The sequence below is a fragment of the Bacteroidales bacterium genome (assembly GCA_014860575.1).
In the GTDB taxonomy this organism is placed as follows: Bacteria; Bacteroidota; Bacteroidia; order Bacteroidales; family JAAYJT01; genus JAAYJT01.
Window position 1 is genome coordinate 60,246 of the sequence record JACZJK010000005.1, and the last position, 21,832, is coordinate 82,077.

Below are 21,832 nucleotides of genomic sequence, written 5' to 3' on the forward strand. Positions count from 1 at the left end.
TTTTTCGCGAGCAGAGAGGCAAAAGTAAGGAATATTGCATTGCAACCTCCAATGCACCCGAATTGAATACCTTTGCAACAATTAAACCTATAATAATGAGCGATACCAAGATTAGAACCGAGCTGTCGGATTTAGGGGAATTTGGTCTGATTGACCATCTCACCGGAAATATCAAACCCAAAGATAAAAGTGTTATCAAAGGAATTGGCGATGATGCTGCCGTGATTGATGCCGGCGATCACTACCTGCTTGCCACCAAAGACTTGCTCATCGAAGGCATTCATTTCGATATGGCTTATACACCGTTACAACACCTTGGCTATAAATCTGTAGTTGTAAATCTCAGCGATATCGCTGCCATGAACGGAACACCCAAACAAATCCTTGTCGGCATAGCTGTTTCGAACCGTTACTCGGTAGAGGCCTTAACAGATTTTTACGCTGGAATGTTTGCTGCCTGCGAACGCTATAAGGTGGATCTCGTTGGTGGCGACACTACTTCCAGCCAGGCAGGTCTGTTTATTTCTGTTACAGCTTTGGGAACCGTTAAGAAAGATGATGTAACCTATAGAAATACCGCCCGGCCGAACGACCTTGTTTGCGTGAGTGGTGATTTAGGTGGAGCTTATATGGGCTTACTCTTACTTGAGCGCGAAAAGGAAGTTTTTAAAAATGACCCAACTATGCAACCCGATCTTACCGGACACGACTATATTCTGGGACGTCAACTAAAACCTGAACCTCGTTTTGATGTGCTGGAGCAACTTAGTAAGGCTGGTATTAAACCCACAGCTATGATAGACATTAGCGATGGGGTTGCCTCGGAAATACTGCACATCTGCAAAGGATCAAAATCAGGTTGCAACCTCTACGAAGACAAAATCCCCATTGACCCAGCCACTTCAATGATCGCTGGAGAATTTAACATCCAGCCCATCACAGCAGCCATGAACGGCGGCGAGGATTATGAGTTGCTTTTTACTGTTCCGATTGGAGATCATGATAAAATCTCTGTGATAAAAGGCATTTCGATTATTGGCCACATCACCGATGAAAGCGAAGGTGTAAACCTGATTGCCCGCGATGGCACTGCTGTGCCGATACTGGCGCAGGGTTGGGAGCATATGAGGTAGTATTACTTTGTTTTTATGGTTAAAGTAAATATTCACAATTCCTTCACCCCAACCCTCCGCATCCTGCCGGAAAAACCTGGTATTTATCAGTTTCTGGATAAGGAAGGGAGGATCATTTATGTGGGCAAGGCAAAGAACCTGAAAAGGCGGGTTTCGTCGTATTTCAGGCAGGATGCCAGCCTGGTGGGAAAAGTGAGGGTGATGGTGAAAAAGATTGCCGACATTCATCATATTGTAGTAGATACTGAACTGGATGCCCTGCTGCTCGAAAATAACCTGATCAAAACCTATCAGCCGCGCTACAACATCCTGCTCAAGGACGACAAGTCTTTTCCATGGATTTGCATTAAGAAAGAGCCTTTTCCGCGAGTTTTTCCAACGCGGAACCTTATCAACGACGGTTCCGAGTATTTCGGGCCCTATGCTTCAGCGAGAATGATGCATACCTTGCTGGATCTGATTCGCCAGCTTTATCCGATCCGAACCTGCAGCCTGCGCCTTACTAAAGAAAACATTGAAAAGAAGAAGTTTAAAGTTTGCCTGCAATACCACATCGGCAATTGCCTCGGCCCTTGCGAAGGGCTGCAAAGCGAGGCAGAACATCTACAGAACATTGCATCGGTACGTGATATCATCAAAGGTAATTTGGTTTCGGTTCGGACACGATTAAATGAGCTCATGTACGAACATGCCGCAGCCCTTGAGTTCGAAAAAGCACAGATTATCAAGGATAAACTAACTGTGCTGGAGCGTTACCGCAGTAAATCAACGGTGGTGAACCCGAGCATCAGCAATGTTGATGTTTTCTCACTCGTGAGAACCGGAAATCTTGTTTATGTGAACTTTGTGAAGGTTGTAGATGGCGCCATTGTACAGTCACACACAATCGAAGTTCAAACCAGGCTTGATGAAACTGATGCCGAAGTTCTTGTACTGGCCATAACCGAACTCAGACAGCGGTTTAACAGCGATGCCGGTGAAATCATCCTTCCGCTCAAACCAGGATTTGAAATTCCCGGAGTTACTTTTACGGTTCCGCAACGCGGCGACAAAAAGCATTTACTTGAACTTTCCGAACGCAATGCAAGCTATTTCCGACTCGAACGCCAGAAACAGCGCGACCTTGTTGACCCTGAACGCCACACAAAACGAATTTTGGGTCAGATCCAAAAGGATTTGAACCTGAAAGAACTTCCCGAAAGGATAGAATGTTTTGATAATTCAAATATTCAGGGAACCAATCCGGTAGCTGCCGTGGTGGTGTTTACCAATGCGAAACCTGATAAAAAAGAATACCGCCATTTCAATATCAGAACCGTAGAAGGTCCTGACGATTTTGCTTCGATGTACGAGATTGTAACACGCCGATACAAGCGCCTGATTGAAGAAGAAAAGCCGTTGCCACAACTCATCATCATTGACGGCGGAAAAGGCCAGCTAAATGCAGCTTACAAAAGCCTCACCGATCTTTGTGTTCAGGATAAAACTGAAATCATTGGCATTGCCAAACGTCTCGAAGAAATTTATCATCCCGGCGATCCGTTGCCGCTTTACCTTGACAAAAAATCCGAAACACTTAAGGTAATCCAACAACTCCGCGATGAAGCCCACCGCTTTGCGATCACACACCACCGCAAGAAACGAGAAAAAAGTACCATCAAAACCGAGCTGGTTGAAATTGAAGGAATTGGAAAAGTGCTTTCGGATAAACTACTCAATAAGTTCCGGTCGGTTAAAAACCTGAAAAAGGCTTCATTGGAAGAGTTGCAGGAGTGCATTGGCGCGAAAAAGGGCGAAGCGGTATTCAGGTTCTTTAAGCACGAATAAGGCTGGTTAACTTTAAACTAAACCAACCTTGATGAGATCTTTCTTGATGCGTAGTTAACATCCTGACAAACCAGGAGTTATGGCTGGTTACTTTTTTATTTAACTGCGTCTTAATTACTGAATAAAATATTATTTACAAGTTGCACCACGGATGGTAATTTGATATACTTTCGCTCGTTTTTCAGATGGCACAATTAAAATAAAACTAAGCAGAAAAAAATGATCATCATATGATATCATTAACCACAAAGTATTAACAAACAGTAAACTAAAAAACAGACACCGCATTTTATATACCATGGATACCGAACCAATTTCGGAGCTTGCCCTCCACGAGGACAAGCTCCAGGCTGATGACGAACCTCCCAGTTTGTCTGCAAAAGTGAACGGGTTTAACCTTCAGCTTGTTAAACCAAATGGCCAATCCCCTAATGGTTCCGGTTCCGGAGCCATTATCCCATCAGAACAATCCCTTGAATTTTTTTACAAATATTATCCTTCTGCCAGCTTGAATGACTGGAACGACTGGCGTTGGCAGGTTCGTAATAGCATTAAAAGTGTTGCGGCATTAAAGCAGTTTCTAAATCTAACCAGCGATGAACTTGCCTGTGATGAAAATGACAAGGTAAATTTGCCAATCAGGATTACACCTTACTACGCCTCGTTGCTTTCCCGCACTGATGAAATGCAGGCCATACGCCGTTCTGTAGTACCGGTGAAGGAAGAATTATACATCAGTCCAGGTGAAGATCACGACCCGCTTTGCGAAGAACATTCCAGTCCGGTTCCCAACCTGGTACATCGTTACCCCGACAGGGCACTCTTTCTGATTACAGGCTTTTGCTCCACCTATTGCCGCTATTGCACGCGTTCGCACATGGTTGCGCAGGACGACAAGCTGCATCTTGGTAAAAGTGCACTTGAACCGGCTTTCGAATACATCGCTGCCAATCCAGCCATCCGTGATGTATTGCTTTCAGGGGGCGATCCGCTTACATTGGGCGACAGTTATATTGATTACGTGCTGAGCCGGCTCCGGGCTATTCCTCATGTTGAAATCATACGCATTGGCACCAAGGTTCCGGTGGTGCTTCCGCAAAGGATTACCAAAAGCCTGGTTGCTATGCTCAGCAAATATCACCCGCTGTTCATGAGCATTCACTTCACCCATCCCGACGAACTTACACCTGAAGTTGCCCAGGCTACAGCAAGGCTGGCCAACGCTGGCATTCCACTTGGCAGTCAGACGGTTTTGCTGAAAAGTATCAACGATGAAGTGCAAATCATGAAAAACCTCATGCAGGGTTTGTTGAAACTCAGGGTCAGACCCTATTATCTTTACCAGTGCGACCCTATTCCTGGTTCAACACATTTCAGGACACCGGTAGAAAAGGGGCTGGAAATCATTGAAGGGCTCCGGGGTCATACCAGCGGTTATGCCATTCCACATTTTGTGATTGATGCACCCGGAGGCGGCGGCAAAATTCCGCTTCTCCCTGAGTATTTTCTAGGAAAGGATGAACATGGAAATATCCGTTTGCGAAACTATGAAAACAAGATGTTCACTTATCCGGAAATTGAATAAGCCATGTTTCGTATCCGGACAATAACCAACGATCTTTATCTGCGGGATAAAGCAGCCATTGAGCAGGTAAAGCAAATCCTTGTTTCGCACTTTCCGGAGGTTGATCCTCAAAAATTTGATCTTATCCCTGAGCAGTTAAGAAATCCGTTGAAATATAAATTCTCTGTAAGGGTTTTTGTGCTTGAAAACTTCAGCGGATTCGTTAAAGGTTTTGCCACGCTTTATTATGCCCCGGATATAAATTTCTGCTTCCTCGAGTTTATCGCCACCAGTAAAGATGCTACCTCTGGAGGGGTTGGAAGTGCACTGTATGAAAGGGTCAGGGAAGAATCAAAAGAACTTGGAGCACTGGGCTTATTTTTCGAATGTTTACCTGATCATCCTACATTTTGCAAAGATGCTGATCTCATTACCAAAAACAAAAAGCGCTTAAAATTCTACGAAAAGTTTGGAGCCAGACCCATCATCAATACCTTATACGAGCTTCCTGTGAACGAAGCCGATACTTGTCCGCCTTTGCTGGTTTTTGATGATCTGGATCGTCCTGAACCATTGGTTGGTAAAGACCTGAAGAAAATCGTAGCGGCAATACTTGAAAGGAAGTATTCCGATTATTGCCCTGCAAGGTACAGGCAAAAAGTGCTTAATTCCATAAAAGACGGGCCAGTGGAGAGAAGGCCATATTTATACCGTAAATCAGAACCTGCAAATAAAAACATTGCAGATCTGCTATTGCGGCGCAGGATATTCCTTGTGGTCAACGATAAACATTCAATCCACCATGTCAGGGAAAGGGGTTATGTGGAATCGCCGGTAAGGATTGAAAGTATCAGGAAAGAGATAAACAAAACCGGTTTGTTTGAGGAAATCAAACCTTTACTTTTTACCGAAGATCATATCCGCAAGGTTCATTCATCCGGTCTGGTTAATTATCTTAAGAAAGTTTGCGAAGACCTCAAACCAGGTCAATCGGTTTATCCATATGTTTTCCCGATAAGGAATGCAGCAAAACCACCCAAAGACCGCTCAGTAGCTGCTGGTTATTATTGTATAGACACTTTTACTCCAATCAATAAAAACGCCTACCTGGCTGCAAAAAGGGCGGTAGATTGCGTAATTACTGCAAGTCAGAAACTTCTTGAGGAACATCCGCTTTCCTATGCTTTGATCAGGCCACCGGGTCATCATTCAGAAAAAAGGGTTTTTGGTGGGTTTTGTTATTTTAACAATATTGCGGTGGCGGCTAATTTCTTGAGTGAATACGGTAAAGTGGCTATCCTGGATATTGATTATCACCACGGAAACGGGCAACAGGATATTTTTTATCATCGCAGCGATGTGCTCACCATTTCTATCCACGGTCATCCATCATTTGCATATCCGTATTTTACTGGTTTTGACGACGAAAAAGGAACCGGCGATGGAACCGGTTTCAACATCAATTATCCATTACCGGAAATATGCACAACGGCAGCTTATCATGAAACTCTTTTAAAAGCACTTAAAAAGATAAAAACCTTCAGTCCGCGTTTTTTACTGGTTTCACTGGGCTTTGATATAGCAAAAGGTGACCCGACCGGAACATGGAGTTTTACAGCTCCTGATTTTTATAGGAACGGTCAGTTGATTGGCCAAATGAAGTTTCCAACGCTGGTTGTTCAGGAAGGGGGTTATAAAAATGTATCGCTTGGCATCAATGCCCGGCACTTTTTCAAAGGCCTGTGGGATGGGAGGTTTTCAAACAATACAACTGCTAATCACATAAAATGAAAATAGGTCTCACATTTGATTTAAAAACCACTTATTTGCAACAGGGTTTCTCACATGAGGAAGTGGCTGAATTTGATTCGGAAGAAACCATCGCCGGCATTGAATCAACCCTGAATGAATTGGGTTATCAAACCGAAAGGATTGGAAATATTGTGGAACTTACGCAAGCTTTGGTTTCGGGAAAGTGCTGGGATTTGGTGTTTAATATTGCCGAAGGTTATTACGGCATTGGGCGCGAAGCCCAGGTTCCTGCATTGCTTGATGCATTCCGCATTCCCTATGTTTTTTCTGATCCCATGGTGCTTTCACTTACGCTTCACAAGGCTATGGCCAAGCATGTGATTCGTGGAAATGGAATCCCAACTGCTGCTTTTGTGGTCGTAAAAAATGAAAAGGATTTAGAAAACATCAACCTGGAGTATCCATTGTTTATCAAACCTGTGGCTGAAGGAACCGGGAAAGGAATATCGCAAAAATCTCTTGTAACCAATCGTATGGATCTTGAGTTGAATGCAAAAGAACTCCTGGATAAATTCAAACAGCCCGTGTTGGTTGAAGAATACCTTCCGGGAAGGGAATTTACTGTTGGAATAACCGGCACCGGAAACGAAGCTGCACCATGCGGAATCATGGAAGTGATAGTGTACGGGAAAATTGAAGAACAGGTTTATTCACTGCAAAACAAAGAAGAGTATGAATCAAGGGTCGCATATTCCATTCCTGAAAAATCAATTACTGAATACTGTTACGATGTTGCGTTAAGATCCTGGAATGCATTGGAATGCCGCGATGGAGGCCGTGTTGATCTGCGGCTCGATAAAAATGGCGTTCCAAATTTTATAGAAGTCAACCCGCTCGCGGGCTTGAACCCAATCCATTCTGATCTACCGATTTTATGCAAGTTGAACGGAATTTCTTACAAGGATCTGATTGGCATGATTATGCAATCAGCCTTGAAACGCATCAATAACCATCCATAACCACTGGGCATGCCAACAGCACTGATTTTTCATAGTAAACTCGGACCCAATCCACCGCCAGATGAACTGGATGTGCTGGACGAAGCAAAATATTTTAGGGACGGATTAGCCACATTGGGCTACGAGGTTCATCAATTTGATTTTGAAAATGACCTCGACAGGAACATTGATCAAATCAATTTAATGCAAGCTGATTTCGTTGTGAATCTGGTTGAAACAATCAATGCCGATGGCCGCCTCATTCATATTGCACCGGCATTTTTTGAGCATCATGCCATCCCATTCACTGGTTGCCCATCCGAAGCCATTTATGTTACCAGCAACAAGTTGCTTTCAAAGAAGATAATGCAACTTGCAGGAATAAAAACTCCAGCATTTTCAATCAATCCTGACGAACTAAAATCACGGTTCAGCGGTCAGCAATTCCTTTTAAAGTCGCTTTGGGAACATGCGTCATTTGGTATGGATGAACACAACCCGGTTTTTATCGGAAATGCTGAAATCATTGCTGAGAGCCTTACAGAGAAAAACAAGCAACACAACACATATTTTGCTGAAGAATACATCGAAGGGCGTGAATTCAATGTTTCGGTGATAGCCGGAAAGAATGGGCCAATGGTGCTACCCATCGCCGAAATCAAATTCATCAATTACCCTGATGCGAAACCTAAAATTGTGGGCTACCGCGCCAAATGGGATGAAGCATCTTTTGAGTATAAAAATACCGTCAGGCATTTTGTTGACGAAACCGCAGAACCCGATCTTTGTGGTCGCATCAGGAAAATATGCCTGCAATGCTGGAAAGAATTCAGCTTAAAAGGTTACGTGAGGGTTGATTTCAGGATGGATGTAAACGGCCAACTTTATGTGCTTGAAATAAACGCCAACCCGTGCATTTCGGCTGATAGCGGATTTGTGGCAGCCGCAACGGTACAAGGCCTGTCGCAGGCTGAGATAGTCAACTTAATTATTAACGATTTAAGTGGGAGCAATGAAAAATAATATAATAATCCGTTCTGTGGTGAAGCCTGAAGATGTGGAATACGTCAGGGAAATAGTAACATCCACAAATTTTTTCCATAGCTATGAGATTGATGTTGCCGTTGAATTGATTGAAGAGACTCTCAACAAAGGCAACGAGAGCGGATACAGTTTCCTTTTTGCTGAAGTTGATGGTAAACCAGTTGCCTACAGTTGTTTCGGGTTAATTCCGTGTACTAAGTCAAGTTATGATCTGTATTGGATCGTGGTTCACCATGATTTTCGTGGTCACGGAATTGGAAAAAAATTATTGGAATTAACTGAACAGGCCGCAAGGGAAATTGGTGGTTCGGGCATATATGCCGAAACCTCCTCGCAACCATTATACGAACCTACCCGTCGGTTTTATATTTCCAATAATTATATCGAAGAAGCCCGACTGAAGGATTTTTACAATCTTCGAGATGATAAGTTGGTGTATTCCAAGCGTTTGTAAGGTAATCTAAAATATCGCGTTTATAGCGATCCAAATACTTAAATAAAAAACAATAACCTCTTAATGCCGTATATTGCTAATTAAAGTACCTTTGCAAAAAATTTCGAAACCCAACATTTCTAGGAATTTATTAAGGAAAGCATATGAAGGTTAAAAAGATTTTGGTTTCCCAACCCCAACCTGAGAATGAAAAATCACCTTATTTTGACCTTGCATCAAAGTACAGTATGCAAATTGACTTTCAACCTTTTATTAAGGTTCAAGGTTTAACGGCATCGGAGTTTCGCAAGCAAAAAATTTATTTACAGGATTATACTGCAATCATTTTTACAAGTAAGAATGCAGTGGACCATTTTTTCAGGTTGTGTACTGAATTGCGCTACACGGTTCCTGAAACCCTGAAGTACTTCTGTATTACCGAGGCTATTGCACTTTACACACAAAAGTATATTGTATATCGCAAGCGTAAAATATTTTATGGAAACCGTGATTTTGCCGAGTTGGTAGATCTTATTAAAAAGCATTCCGATGAAAAGTTTCTCTTTCCTGCTTCCGATGTTTGCAAGGAGGAACAGCACCGCATGCTAGAAGCAAGCAAGATAAATTATTCGAAGTCGGTTTTCTACAAAACGGTACACAACGAAATGAATAAACTCGGTGATTTGGATTATGATATGATCGTTTTTTTCAGCCCCGAAGGAATCAAATCCTTGTTCAAAAACTTTCCTGATTTCAAACAGGGAGATATTCAGATTGGAGCCTTTGGTAATGCAACTGCCCAGGCGATTACCAGTGCAGGTTTGAGATTGGACTTGCAGGCACCACTTCCCGAGGCGCCATCAATGACTATGGCGTTGGATATGTATCTTGCCAGAATAGGCAACGGGAAATAATAAACAGCTTATAAAATAAAAAAGGCTGCTTCGGATAGAAGTAGCCTTTTTTTATGATTAAAAGTTTTTACTGCAATGTAAACCTGATAGGCATATTAAACTGAACGCGAACCGGCCGACCTCTTTGCTTTCCTGCATTCCATTTTGGCATTGCCTTGATTACGCGGATAGCTTCTTCATCGCAACCACCGCCGATTCCCCTTAAAATCCTAACATCGGTAACGGAGCCATCGCGTTCAACCACAAATGTTACGAATACTGTGCCCTGGATACCGCTTTCACGAGCCATTTGCGGGTAGCGTATATTTTCAGATAAAAAGCGGATACGTGCCTCATCGCCTCCGGGAAATGATGGCGGATCTTCAACAACGATAAAAATTTCCTGTTCCTGAACGGCTTCTTCTTCAAATACGGGAGGAATATAAGCTTCTATCTGTGTTGTTTGATCTACATCAACATCAACAATGAAGTCGTCCTCAATTTCAACATCATCTTCTACAATTTTAAACTGGGTGGTTTGTGGAGGAGGTGCAGGAGGAGGTGGTGGTTGATCCTGGCGTGTAATTTCAACCATCTCTTCAGTAATATCTACAGCATCCCGGTCACCAAGGTCGGTGAGCACCCTGTCGTAAGATTTCCATTCAAAAGCAAGCAGAACCAAAGCCAGCGTGAAAACTAATCCAAGCTGTATGAACGTAACTCTTTTGCTTTCGAGGTCGGCTTTTGATGATTTTTTGGTATCCATAATTCGGGTTTTTTTAAGAGCCATTAAAACATGGCTAAATTATTAAGTTTTTTTCAATTAGCATTTGCTTTGACCATTTTTTTTCTGAGGATCAGATAAAACACTGCAAATCCAATAAAGCAGCCTATTGTGTTTGCAATGAAATCGTAAATATTTCCGCTTCGGTTTAAATTTAACGAGTATTGCAGGTATTCCATCAAAGACCCATGCAAAACACTCAGTGCCAACGCAATTATTGTACCAGAATAACGCAGGAATGCATAGCCATATTGTTTTTGCATACTTTGAAGAAGCAAAAACGAAAGCACTCCGTAAAGGATCAGATGAACAATTTTGTCTGGTTTGAAAAGCTGATAAAAATCAGGAATCCTGGGCAGATAGTTTCCCGGATAAATTGAAAGTAATAGTATGAAAATGCTCCAAAAGATTACGATTCTGAAGTTTTTCAACCAGGGCATATTATGATAAGAATAGCCTAGCCTGGAATGTTTGGCTTAGTGTGATTCGATCACTTCGTTGTATTCGGATGCTGATAAAAGATCGTTCAATTGGCTGGCATCTGTTAATTTAACCTTAATGATCCAACCTTCTCCGTATGGATCTTTATTCACCAATTCGGGTGTATCGGCAAGTGCTTCATTGAATTCAAGTACTTCGCCGGCAACCGGCATGAAAAGATCTGAAACAGTCTTAACAGCTTCAATGGTGCCGAAAACTTCTTCCTTATCCAATGAATCGCCAACGGTTTCAACCTCAACGAAAACAATATCTCCTAATTCATGTTGTGCGAAATCAGTGATTCCTATGATGGCTTCATCGTTCTCAACTTTGATCCATTCGTGGTTTTTTGTGTACTTTAATGATTCGGGGACTTTCATAATACTTCTGTTTTTGTTCCTTAATAAGCGATCAAAATTAGTAAATACTTAAGAAAAACCAAACAATATTTGTTTTTCTTCTATTGCGTGAGCGTAAACCTTAAACTGATGCCGGCAAAGGTGGTAGAGTTCGGAAATTGATTAGAGATAAAAGGATTTGTGGATGAGCGTTCAAAAAATAGTCTGGTAGTGAGGTTCTGGTTCACCATATAATCGGCTGAGAAGTTAATTGACATAATGCGCTGCCCTGCTGAAACCTGGTCAATTTCTTCATCAATCCTGCGTAATACGGTTTTATTGTCTCGTATGGAAACATCCAACTTCAGATTTACCTCACTGCTGACACGCTGGCTTCGCCCTCCACCGCCAACTGCAGTGATAAGGAACCTTATATCTTTAATCCTGTAGCCTAATCCAACGATGTATTCTTTACTGTTAACTTCGGTAAGCTGGTTATTTACGAAGCTATAAGACAGATTCCGTGAGTGCTTGATTTCAATTTTTGAAAGAAGACTGTTATTCCAGGTCATATCTATATTGAAGAGGGGGCTGAACTGTTCAGTTATTGTAACCACATCCATTCTCTTTTCCGCAATAAAATTGCCCGCATTATCTCTTATGCCAGCGCCTGCCTTGTATTCGAGATTGGTCATGTAAGAACCTACATTATACACTGAGCGGTATGCATGCGATACTGTGAAGGTTCTGAAATACCTCTTAAAGAATGGAATCTGAGTGAGCCCATTGTATGTAATCCTCCAGTTGGGCATTGGTATTTCTGGGAAAGGGTTCAAACCAAGTTTTGAAGCATCGCGCCCTGAATATGCAGCAAGGAAAGCGTGAAGCAAAACGTCCTGCGAAGTTGCACCGTAACCATCAGGATAACCCAATGTATCAAAACCTTGCGATAGATTATCACCTTCGGCCAGCCGTTGGGCTACAATTAAGCGATTTTCCTTAAATGATTCAAAAACCGGATTGGTGTGATCTTTTCGATCGCTAGTAAATGCCGTGTTCCACATCAGGAACGACATACTAAAGTTTCCTCCTTGCTGTGGGGCAAATGATTTAAATTCGCCATCGGGGCCGGCTTTGAAATATTCCTGAAAGTTGATGGCTTCGGTACGATCGGCCGTAAGGTCAATTCGTAAATAGGGCAGTGGTTCGAGGTTGGCCCTGACAACAAGATTCTTTGAAATCCTTGTAAGGTAAGCGCTGTTGAGCAAGGTGTCGGATGAAATCCAGTTATTTCGTACAGCGTTATTTCGGATATCCGTTTGATCGCCAAAAACGAAACCCCAACCTGGCGCTAAGTCGCTCATTCGATTTCCCATAAATGTAGGTTCGGGCATAAAACCAGGCAACAGTGTACCACGATTGTCGGTGTAACTGATTGAACCATCTTTTAGACTTATCATCAACCGAAGTATCGTGTTTCCGGCTATTCTCATATATTTTCCTATGTCCACACCCTGATTTACAGTATCCTGGGCGGGTTCATCTTCGCCTTCCTCGTCTTTTTTCTGGTCTCGCGGCGGGGTAACGTTGCTGCGGCCAGCCGGGCCTGTAGTAGTTTGATTTACCTTTTTTAAGAACTCCACTTTGTTGTATAGGTTGCTGAAGCGGAAATTGCTGTTTACCTGCAAGGTTCCATTGTTCTCGATGGTATTTCCGAGTGTTTCCTGCACACTCCTGGGCGATGCCTGCCAACGGAACATGCTGGAATACCTCGTGTTTATGCTTACCCAATCGAAGAGTTTGATTTTATTGATAGGCAGCATATAGCTGACGCTCAGGTTCTGGTTGAAATTGGTAAGCGTTCCCATTGAATAAACTTCCTGCATGATAGAGTCCTTTACAGCTTGGTAATTGGGCTTTTCACGATCAACAGCTCCCGGGGGTTCATCAATAAATGCATTGGCAGCGGCGTTGAACTCAACTTTTAAACTTTGTGTAAGATCGTATTTGAGGTCGAAAAGCCGGCTCCAATCCCATCTTTTAATGTAATTGGTGTCAATCTTAATCAGCGCCTCGCTTTTATTCCTGATCAGGCGCTCGTTATATTCACGGAACATATCGGTTCGGAAAGAAAAGGATCTGGGCAGTAAGAAGAAGTTAAAATCTTTGATCAACCTGATGTTTGTGAAGTTTGTGAAAGGCCGGATATTTTTTGGGCTGTGCGAAAAATTATACCCAATGCCGCCACGGTAGGTAAGTTTTTTATCGAACTCAACATCTATATTGCGCTGGTTGATTTCGCTGTATGCATAGGAGAAGTCGAAATTCTCAATTTGCCAGGGATATACTTTCGCGTTGGCTCCGGTTCTTTCTTTGCGCACATTCATGAAATTTATGTTTTTGCGCTGGGTGAAATCCTGGGTTCGCATATTGAGCGAATCTTTTTCTGATTTGCTCATGTCGCGGACAACATCCTTATAGTAAACATCGGGGTCGAGTGGGTTGTATTGAGGTGTGGCACGTGCTTCGGAATAGTCGAAGTGCATAGGGATGCGAAGGCCAAAGTTTTCGGGGAAGAATTTGCCTAATTGCAAATTGGTAGCAACGTCGAACTGCGAGAAGGTTTCTATCTGCCTTTCGGAAACCCTTTTGTCAATGCTGCCGAAACCTGGCGTACTGTATGATCCCGAAACCATCACGTTTCCAATGTCAGCGAGCATAGCATTCATTCGGGCAGTTGCTGCCCATCCGCTCTGGTCGTTGAAATCGGTCAGGCGAAGTTCGTTAAACCAGATTTCCGCGCATTTTGGCAGTCCGTCGTCATCGTCATAAATGCTACGTTTTTTAGGATTTCTCACACCAAGCATCAATGCTTTGATTTCGCTCAGGCTGGGATTTCCAACAACGGTGATTCGCCGGTTGCCATCATTCACATAGTAGGGTATAGAGGTTGTTATAATAGAACCTGGCTTATTCATTTCATCGTTGCGCCTGATTTTTGCTTCAACCAGTTTTGAAAGCAATATATCAATCTGGTTGTTTTCGGGCCAGATGATATCAGGATTGGCTGAGGAAGTGTTCCAGGGAGTAAACTCAAGCGGAACTTCATATTCGTAATAGTTTTCGGTAAAGTCGGAACCTATCCTGATGATTGCGGTCAGATCACCGAAATTCAACTCATCGGTTTCAATTGATTTCTCGGCATGCACATACATTTTAAACCTGTTAAACTGCCTGAAATCGAAGTCGGTGGTTTTATAAACTCCACGTGCATCACCATCAGTAAGATTACAGATCTTGATGGCCATGGATTGTTCATTTTTTTGCTGCAGGTTAATGGTTCCAAGGTTTACTTCGCGTTCAATACCCGGAGGTAAAACGTAAGGAACAGGAGAACGGTAACCGTTGGCCTCAATATTAACTGTACTGATCTCAAACTGGGTTTCTGTCTGGCTCGGAATAAAATCGCCCGGTTCAAATAATTCATTGTAATACCTTCTCCACTCGCTGCGAACCAATTCAAGTGTTGCGAACCTCAGTACCACTTCCTGATCCCAACCCTTAAAGAACGTACGCATAAACCTGATGGAACGGAAATCCTGGATATTTCCAATTGTCTGGTCAGGACTTCTGACCGGAACTTTAAACTGGTACCATTTTACATTGCCCCTTGTTCCATTTTCGAGAGGGATATTCTGTGCGTGGTGAATATCAGCAATATAATTTCTGCCTACTTCCATTTGTTCGGGTCGCAACTCAATAACATATTGGTAATACCGTTCAGCCTCATTTAGCGTATTGTCGCGGTTGATATCTTCGGTGTTGGGCAAGCTTGTGGCCTGTGTAGAATAAGCTTCAGGCGATTGCTGCGCAGTCGGGGAGTTTGCCTCAGGGTTGTTGAAATACTTATACCGCCTTGAGATACTCCTGAAACGGTCATCATCGTCGAGGTTTGTACCCCTGAAATACTGAAAGTTATCGGTTGAAGGGTCGTTAAAAGCATTCTGGTATGCTTCGGATGCATCACCAAATTCTTCTGCTATAACGCCGAGGTAATTGTCGAAGAAGAAGCTTCTTTCAACTTCGTTGGTGAGTCCATCATAACCAACATCCTGGTATTGTCTTGCACTTAATTCGTTATCAAATGCAGGCACTAGGGCTTGTATGGTTGGAACAAGACCCCAGATAGTTGTATCAACATTGATAGGTTCAGGGCCGGTGGGCAAACCATTTTCATAGACTTTTCTTCCGTCGCGAAGCAAATCTTCTGAAATATCGCCGAGATTGAAGTAAAGGTATCCACCTGTGTGTGTTGAATCTTCGGCAAAGGGATCCATCATCCAAAACTCAATATACTCTATGTTAGTAGCTTCAAAGTCGGTGTTATCAAGCGCCCGCATCATACCGCCCCAGCGAGTTTGCGGGTCTCTCAGAGTTCCATCGGCATTGATCCCGCTTGAGATGGATGTTGGCCTTACGTCATAGTTGTATGGCCCCCTGATTGCAGGGTAAAAAGCCATATTGAAAATCGGGATATTCATGGGCTGCCCACTTGGAGGATCGGCATTCGGAAAGACTTCAGTTTCCTTTACTGCCCTCACTGAGTGCCTTGAGAGTTCATTCTTATCAATGTTCTCGGGTCGCAGGTTGCTGGTTCTTTCATAAAAGAGCGGGTCAACAACATACCACGAGGTCCGTGCACGGTTAAAGCCATATCTTAAACCAGTTCCTGCTGCCGCTTCCGGAAACATATTGGGCATGGTTTGTTGCTGTGGTGTGCTGGCAAGAAACCAGTTACCAACATTTTTCAGGTCAATGGTTGATTTACTGCCTTCAAAATCGTCAATATATGTTGTTCCGCTTTTACCTACTGCTCTCGAATGCCCGGGTATAAAGTGTGCAAACTCCCCGTCAACGGTTATACGCGAAGGAGCTGTTGTGCTATAGAATGGCAGTTTATCAATGAGGCGTGTAATAAACATTGCATCGGTTTGATATCCAAAATCAACACCCCAGATGGTGTTGCTGATGGGTTCGTTTCCATAGCTTACCTTTTGGGTCAGCGGGCGTTCGTTAAGATTAAGAATGGTTCCACCAATATAGAAATCATTATTAAACCGGTGTTCAACCCGGGTTCCAAAAAGCCGTTTTGTTTGGATGTTGAACATATTCGTACTTTCGAGCGAAATATTGATTGGGGTACCGGAATTCAAAACACCTTCATCTATAATCCGAACCCTTCCGAGAGTATAGTCAACAGTAAAATGTATATTTTCGGTAAGCGGGGTACCTCCGGCAGTTACCCTTACCGATCCTTGCGGAACATTGATTGCATTGAGCGATATTTCTGAACCGCTTTCCGATTTATACATCCCTTCGATAATGAACCTGTTTTTGTCAGGGTATTGCTCGGCGCCTGTTTTAGTAAGCGTATAAAGTGAGTCGTATGCATATTTATCGCCAAGTTCAACGTTGGCTAATTTTCTGCGTAAATGACTGCCAAAGGGTTCAAGTACCGGGAAGTAAATTCTTCCGGTTGATGATTGGATGGTTCCGCCCTGGGTTGCTGCCTGGTCAATAAAATCGAACATGCCATCAGGTGGCGGGTTAAGTTGCTGGCCGAGATTGTCAAATCCCATAACCCGGATGAGCGGTACGCCTTCAACATCGGCCGGGCCTTCGAGCAGGTAGCCTGTTGGAACACTGTTAACACCACCGCTATAGAGAATATTCAGGTAGAAATCTTCACGGTTGATCCTGAAAGCATTCAGGTTATAAACGTTTTTCATCATCAGGTCCCACATAGGTACGCGGGTATCCATGGCGGTGCTCCTGAGCAATTTTACCATCAGGGCATTGGGTGAGTTAATTCCCTCGTCAGAGAATTCACCTACCTGGTAAACCCTGTCGTCCTGGCCTACGATGGTGTATTGATAAGCTACGGCCAACACCTGATCGGGGTTCAACTGATAATTCAACGAAATAAACCCGAGTTTGCTGTTGTAGGTGAATTCGTTATGGTTTAGTTTACGGGCATTTTCGACTTTCTCAAAATCACGCCCTGAAATCAGATCAAGCGGATGGGTTGACAGATAGCTTGTAACACTGTTGATGTTTCTTAGCTGACTGGTGTCAGATAATTGCTGCAATAAATTGTTCGAACGATTATCGGGGGCAAAATATTCCGTTGAAGAAACCAATTGATTATTATAAGGCAAGTTTTCTGCCAGATCCATAAACGCTACAAGGTTACGGTTCTCAGTAACTGCTGCACCACGCGTTGTAACCCAAACCTCGATCTTTGTAATGTTGATGTTGGAACTTATAATGGGCATGCGCTCAAGGGCTTGCTCGTAACGATCCCTGAAATAATGCGCGAGGAAAAAGTGCCTGTTATCTTCGTAATCAAGGGCTTTGATCTCAAAAGTACTTGTTTGCGCTCCCCCCTGAACCGTTATGCTGCGGGTTTCACTCTTTTGTTGTGAGAACACCGAGGTTACTGTGGTTCGCCCAAACTGCAACTGTGTTTTAATCCCGAACAGGCTCTGGCTTCCTGTGATCAGGCTGCTGTTCAGCGGTAGAGTAACGTCGCCGGCCTCGATGAGTTTTACAATATCATCTTCCTTGCCTTCGTACTTGAGCTTTAACTTGTTTTCAAAATCAAAAGTTGCCTCAGTATTATAATTGGTATTGAACTCTATTTTATCACCGATTTTGGCGATCACGTTCATCTGGATTTTCTGCTGGAAATCGAAATTTGTGGTGCGCCTGCGTCTGACATCCAGGGCTGGGTCTTCACGGTAATTTGAGAGTACCCCAAAGATCAGCTCAGCCGATCCCTGTGGGCGGATATCAATGGTACTGCTTCCAAAAATGCGTTCGAATACCTGGCCGCCAACATGGATCTGTGGGATGATGCCATCGCTGCCGCGCGTTCTGGATGTGCTTGCCGAGCGTTCGCGCCAGTAATTCTGCAATGAATTTTCGAGGCGATAGTCCTTGTACTCTTCAAAGGTCAGGGTTCGTGGTGTACGATAACTTATATCGCCTATTTTCCGGTAAACGGTGTATTGGTTTGTAAGCGGGTCGTAAACAACTTCTTCAGTTATGGAAGATGGATCTTTAAAATCGAGTGATGAGGGCGATTGGTAACCTGGCGTAAGCACATCCGGATGAGGGGTAAGCGGATATGGCAATGCTATGCTGGTATCGGGCGATAAAGTAGTGTCGGGCGGAGAAGAAAAGAGAACGTGGTCATTTGAGCTCACGGTTGGAATATTGCCCCACATTGCAAGCAATAGTGATAAAAAGAGCACTGATCTGAGTACGTATAAAATGAATTGCCTCAAGGGTGTAGCTTATTTTCGTGAAGTATCAGCCTTTACTGGTAACATGTTTTGCTTATAGCAGTTTACAGCATTTTGAGTGCATTCTTGATCAGCGCTTCAACACTTAAACCACTTCCTTCGGTCCTGATGATCTTGTCAATTGTTTTTTCTGCCAGTATTTTGTTAAAGCCTAGCATTATTAACCCTGATAACGCTTCATCTTTTTTGGTATTGTACTGGGTTTCTAAAATTTCTCCGCCACTTCCTGTCTTTTCCAGCTTGTCTTTAAGATCAACAATAATCCGTTGTGCAGTTTTGCTGCCAATCCCTTTCACTGACTGTATCAGCGATGTATCGCCCCTTACGATGGCTGCCCTGATTTCAGCAGGAGTAAGTGAAGAAAAGATCAGCCTGGCTGTGCCTGCGCCAATACCTGAAACAGTGATTAACTCACGGAACAAAACACGCTCATCTTCATTGGCAAATCCAAAAAGCACAAGCGCATCTTCCCTGACAACAAGATGCGTTAACAACCGGCATGCAGCAGGCTTTTTTTCTGAAACCTCCGGGAGCAGACCGTAGGTATGAAGTGAAATGTGAAGCAAATAGCCTATGCCATTGCAATTGATGACTGCATAAGCAGGTCTTTTCTCAATCAATTGGCCTTCAATAAATGAATACATAATAATGGGTTATTGCGACATGGTATGAAACACCAGTTTTAAGAGTTTGGCAAAAGTACAATTTTGGCTCAAAAATGAATCTTTAATTCTTTGCAGGCTGCATCAGAAAAATATCCTAATTTAGTGGCATTGTTTTACCACAGATTTCTACCACATTAAAAACCTAAAAGAGAAGACATGAGTACAAAAACCACATTACAGAAAGAAGCCCTGGCCTATCATTCAGAAGGAAAGCCAGGAAAAATTGAAGTAATTCCTACAAAACCTTATTTCACCCAACGGGATCTTTCTTTGGCCTACACTCCCGGGGTTGCTACTCCCTGCCTTGAAATTGAAAAAAACCTTGACGACGTTTATAAATACACCGCCAAAGGCAACCTGGTTGCGGTTATTTCAAACGGAACGGCAGTTCTCGGCCTTGGAGATATTGGTGCAATGGCCGGCAAACCTGTTATGGAAGGCAAAGGCCTGCTGTTTAAGGTTTTCGCTGATATTGATGTTTTTGATATTGAAGTTGACCTGAAAGATCCTCAGAAACTCATAGAAACAATCATCGCCATTTCCCCGACTTTTGGTGGCATCAACCTCGAAGACATCAAAGCGCCTGAGTGTTTTGAGATCGAAACAAAAGTTCAGGAAGCAATAGATATTCCTGTGATGCACGACGATCAGCACGGCACAGCTATCATTACTTCCGCCGGGCTTCTGAATGCGCTACTCATCAACGGTAAAAAAATTGAGGACATTAAAATTGTTGTGAGTGGGGCAGGAGCTTCGGCTATTTCCTGCACCAGGCTGTACATTGCGCTGGGTGCGAAACCACAAAACGTAATCATGGTTGATAGTAAAGGTGTGTTGCATAAAGGAAGAACTGATCTGAATTCTGCCAAACTACAGTTCGCGGTTGAAACTGATGCCCGCACCCTTGCCGATGCCATTGAAGGCGCTGATATGTTTCTTGGTTTATCAGTTGCCGGAGCGCTGAAAAAGGAATTGCTGCTAAAGATGAACCCAAATCCTATTGTTTTTGCCCTGGCAAACCCGGTGCCTGAGATTATGCCCGAGGAAGCCTGGTCGGTGCGTAACGACCTGATCATGGGTACAGGCCGCTCCGATTATCCGAACCAGATCAACAATGTGCTTGGATTTCCTTTTATCTTCAGGGGTGCTATGGATGTTCGCTCAACAAAGATCAATGATGCCATGAAACTGGCAGCAGCTTATGCACTGGCCGACCTGGCCAAACTTCCCGTTCCCGACGAAGTGAACGTTGCCTATAAAACAGGAAACCTGAGGTTCGGAAAAGATTATATCATTCCCAAACCTATGGATCCAAGATTAATTGAACATGTTGCACCTGCTGTAGCAAAAGCGGCCATGGAAAGCGGTGTAGCCCGCAAACCGATCACCGACTGGGATGCTTACCGCGATGAACTGCGTAAGCGCATGGGCCTTGGTGATCCGGTAAAACGGTTTATCAGGTCAAAAGCCCGCATGGATGCAAAGCGTGTTGTTTTTGCTGAAGCAGAAAATTATAAGATTTTAAAAGCCGCCGAATTGGTAAAAGATGAGGGCATGGCTATCCCCATTCTTCTTGGAAACAAAGAAGTCATTGAAGGGATGATCAGGCAATATGAGTTCGAACTCAATGATGTTGAAATTATTGACCCAAAATCAATTGAAGAAAAAGAGCGCAGGTTCAAATTCGCAGAAATGTTTTTTGAAAAACGCAAACGTCGTGGCGTAACAATGGCTGCCGCGCTCGATCGCATGCAGCACCGCAACTATTTTGGCCCCATGCTGGTTGATACCGGCTTTGCCGATGCCATGATTTCCGGATTAACACGCAATTACCCTGATACTATCCGGCCGGCCCTTCAGATCATTGGAAGACGGAAGGACGCCCGTGTTATTTCAGGTATGTATATGATCCTGACCAAAAAAGGGCCTTTCTTCTTTGCCGATACAACGGTGAATATGAACCCTGATGAGGATACCCTGATGGAAATCACCTTGCAGGCAGCCGAGAAGATAAGGGAGTTCAACATTATCCCGCGCATCGCTATGCTCAGTTATTCAAATTTTGGGTCAAATGAAGGCAGAATTCCGTTGATGGTAAGAAATGCGGTTGCAAAACTTCACAAGAATTATCCTGATTTAATCGTAGACGGCGATATCCAGGCCAACTTTGCCCTCAATAACGAAATGCTGAAAGAGAATTTCCCGTTCAGTAAACTGATTGATGGACCGGCAAATACATTGATATTCCCATACCTGACTGCAGGAAATGTGGCTTATAAACTGATGCAGGAAATGGCCGGCTTTGAAGCCGTAGGGCCGATATTGATGGGATTGAACAAGTCAGTTCATATTTTGCAGATGGGCAGTTCGGTTTCAGAAATTGTAAACATGGTGGCTATCGCTGTTATTGATGCGCAAAAAAAGTCAATCGAATCCTGATTTTCAGACCTTAAGTTGAACAAGCGGCTATCTATTCTGTTTTGGAGAGGTAGCCGCTTGCGTTTTTTAATTTTTCATTCGCAGGTATTTACATGTTTTACTATTTTTGCCTCCT

General features: G+C 43.4%; 14 protein-coding genes. 9 read left to right on the plus strand and 5 right to left on the minus strand.

Annotated elements, in window-relative coordinates; all coding sequences use genetic code 11:
* The first annotated feature begins 110 nt into the window (after positions 1-110).
* The 8 genes from thiL to IH597_00715 all read left to right on the plus strand — a co-directional run bounded on the left by thiL (position 111) and on the right by IH597_00715 (position 9,665).
* Positions 111-1,133 carry a thiamine-phosphate kinase gene (gene thiL, locus IH597_00680; protein MBE0660954.1) on the plus strand — a complete coding sequence of 341 codons (1,023 nt, stop codon included), beginning with the start codon at positions 111-113 and terminating at the stop codon, positions 1,131-1,133.
* A gap of 15 nt (positions 1,134-1,148) precedes the next feature.
* Positions 1,149-2,960: an excinuclease ABC subunit UvrC gene (gene uvrC / locus IH597_00685; GenBank protein ID MBE0660955.1), complete on the plus strand. Its 1,812-nt coding sequence runs from the start codon at positions 1,149-1,151 to the stop codon at positions 2,958-2,960.
* A 298-nt stretch (positions 2,961-3,258) separates the two neighbouring features.
* Positions 3,259-4,545, plus strand: a complete 1,287-nt coding sequence (locus IH597_00690; protein MBE0660956.1) for a KamA family radical SAM protein — start codon at positions 3,259-3,261, stop codon at positions 4,543-4,545.
* A gap of 3 nt (positions 4,546-4,548) precedes the next feature.
* Positions 4,549-6,315 carry a histone deacetylase family protein gene (locus IH597_00695; protein ID MBE0660957.1) on the plus strand — a complete coding sequence of 589 codons (1,767 nt, stop codon included), beginning with the start codon at positions 4,549-4,551 and terminating at the stop codon, positions 6,313-6,315.
* Entirely contained in the window at positions 6,312-7,295 is a 984-nt protein-coding gene (locus tag IH597_00700) for a D-alanine--D-alanine ligase (protein ID MBE0660958.1), read from the plus strand. Before IH597_00695 ends, IH597_00700 begins: the two co-directional genes overlap by 4 nt.
* A 9-nt stretch (positions 7,296-7,304) precedes the next feature.
* On the plus strand, positions 7,305-8,297 hold the full coding sequence (locus IH597_00705; GenBank protein MBE0660959.1) for an ATP-grasp domain-containing protein: 993 nt from the start codon (positions 7,305-7,307) through the stop codon (positions 8,295-8,297).
* Positions 8,287-8,772 (plus strand): GNAT family N-acetyltransferase, encoded by a 486-nt coding sequence (locus tag IH597_00710; protein MBE0660960.1) that lies wholly within the window; start codon positions 8,287-8,289, stop codon positions 8,770-8,772. The genes IH597_00705 and IH597_00710 overlap by 11 nt, the downstream gene beginning before the upstream one ends.
* Positions 8,773-8,915: 143 nt before the next feature.
* Entirely contained in the window at positions 8,916-9,665 is a 750-nt protein-coding gene (locus IH597_00715; protein ID MBE0660961.1) for a uroporphyrinogen-III synthase, read from the plus strand.
* Positions 9,666-9,732: 67 nt separating this feature from the next.
* Here the strand turns inward: IH597_00715 and IH597_00720 are convergent, their stop codons facing one another.
* From IH597_00720 to ruvA, 5 genes are all read right to left on the minus strand, one after another.
* Positions 9,733-10,410: a TonB family protein gene (locus tag IH597_00720; GenBank protein MBE0660962.1), complete on the minus strand. Its 678-nt coding sequence runs from the start codon at positions 10,408-10,410 to the stop codon at positions 9,733-9,735.
* A 53-nt stretch (positions 10,411-10,463) separates the two neighbouring features.
* The gene (gene vanZ / locus IH597_00725; GenBank protein MBE0660963.1) at positions 10,464-10,859 is read right to left on the minus strand and encodes a VanZ family protein; all 396 of its coding nucleotides are present in this window, start codon (positions 10,857-10,859) and stop codon (positions 10,464-10,466) included.
* Positions 10,860-10,904: 45 nt separating this feature from the next.
* Entirely contained in the window at positions 10,905-11,288 is a 384-nt protein-coding gene (gcvH, locus tag IH597_00730) for a glycine cleavage system protein GcvH (protein ID MBE0660964.1), read from the minus strand.
* 80 nt (positions 11,289-11,368) lie between these two features.
* Entirely contained in the window at positions 11,369-18,595 is a 7,227-nt protein-coding gene (sprA, locus tag IH597_00735; GenBank protein ID MBE0660965.1) for a cell surface protein SprA, read from the minus strand.
* A 62-nt stretch (positions 18,596-18,657) separates the two neighbouring features.
* Positions 18,658-19,257: a Holliday junction branch migration protein RuvA gene (ruvA, locus tag IH597_00740; GenBank protein ID MBE0660966.1), complete on the minus strand. Its 600-nt coding sequence runs from the start codon at positions 19,255-19,257 to the stop codon at positions 18,658-18,660.
* A 177-nt stretch (positions 19,258-19,434) separates the two neighbouring features.
* Between ruvA and IH597_00745 the strand changes: the two genes are divergently transcribed.
* Complete coding sequence (locus IH597_00745) at positions 19,435-21,717, plus strand: NADP-dependent malic enzyme (protein MBE0660967.1); 2,283 nt, start codon at positions 19,435-19,437, stop codon at positions 21,715-21,717.
* The last annotated feature ends 115 nt before the right edge of the window (positions 21,718-21,832 follow it).

What these genes read in the sequence shown, in the direction of transcription:
- IH597_00700 (MBE0660958.1), top strand. Translation starts at nt 6,312, where the DNA reads ATGAAAATAGGTCTCACATTTGATTTAAAAACCACTTATTTGCAACAG.
- IH597_00745 (MBE0660967.1), top strand. Translation starts at nt 19,435, where the DNA reads ATGAGTACAAAAACCACATTACAGAAAGAAGCCCTGGCCTATCATTCA.
- IH597_00715 (MBE0660961.1), top strand. Translation starts at nt 8,916, where the DNA reads ATGAAGGTTAAAAAGATTTTGGTTTCCCAACCCCAACCTGAGAATGAA.
- uvrC (MBE0660955.1), top strand. Translation starts at nt 1,149, where the DNA reads ATGGTTAAAGTAAATATTCACAATTCCTTCACCCCAACCCTCCGCATC.
- IH597_00710 (MBE0660960.1), top strand. Translation starts at nt 8,287, where the DNA reads ATGAAAAATAATATAATAATCCGTTCTGTGGTGAAGCCTGAAGATGTG.
- ruvA (MBE0660966.1), bottom strand. Translation starts at nt 19,257, where the DNA reads ATGTATTCATTTATTGAAGGCCAATTGATTGAGAAAAGACCTGCTTAT.
- IH597_00705 (MBE0660959.1), top strand. Translation starts at nt 7,305, where the DNA reads ATGCCAACAGCACTGATTTTTCATAGTAAACTCGGACCCAATCCACCG.
- IH597_00690 (MBE0660956.1), top strand. Translation starts at nt 3,259, where the DNA reads ATGGATACCGAACCAATTTCGGAGCTTGCCCTCCACGAGGACAAGCTC.
- gcvH (MBE0660964.1), bottom strand. Translation starts at nt 11,288, where the DNA reads ATGAAAGTCCCCGAATCATTAAAGTACACAAAAAACCACGAATGGATC.
- IH597_00695 (MBE0660957.1), top strand. Translation starts at nt 4,549, where the DNA reads ATGTTTCGTATCCGGACAATAACCAACGATCTTTATCTGCGGGATAAA.
- IH597_00720 (MBE0660962.1), bottom strand. Translation starts at nt 10,410, where the DNA reads ATGGATACCAAAAAATCATCAAAAGCCGACCTCGAAAGCAAAAGAGTT.